Below are 339 nucleotides of genomic sequence, written 5' to 3' on the forward strand. Positions count from 1 at the left end.
GTGCTCTACCAACTGAGCCATATCAGCACTAGTGGCTTATTGTCACCGGCTGACACAGCCTAAATTTAATGCCTGGCAGTTCCCTACTCTCACATGGGGGAGACCCCACACTACCATCGGCGCTACAACGTTTCACTTCTGAGTTCGGCATGGGATCAGGTGGGACCGTTGCGCTATGGCCGCCAAGCAAATTCTGTTTTATTACTCGTCACTCACCCTTTAACGGTTCGTCACCAGTAATATCAATCTTAAACAAGCTTACTTCATCGTTTCGTCTCTCTGACAAACACCTTCGGTGTTGTCAGGTTAAGCCTCACGGTTCATTAGTACTGGTTAGCT

The 339-nt window shown here is 48.4% G+C and carries 1 rRNA gene; it reads right to left on the bottom strand.

Annotated features, from left to right (window positions below):
* Window positions 1–70 precede the first annotated feature (70 nt).
* A 5S ribosomal RNA gene (gene rrf / locus BHE89_RS23065) occupies window positions 71–187 on the bottom strand.
* Between the last annotated feature and the right edge of the window lie 152 nt (window positions 188–339).

The organism is Shigella sp. FC1967 (assembly GCF_001743005.1).
Taxonomy (GTDB): domain Bacteria; phylum Pseudomonadota; class Gammaproteobacteria; order Enterobacterales; family Enterobacteriaceae; genus Proteus.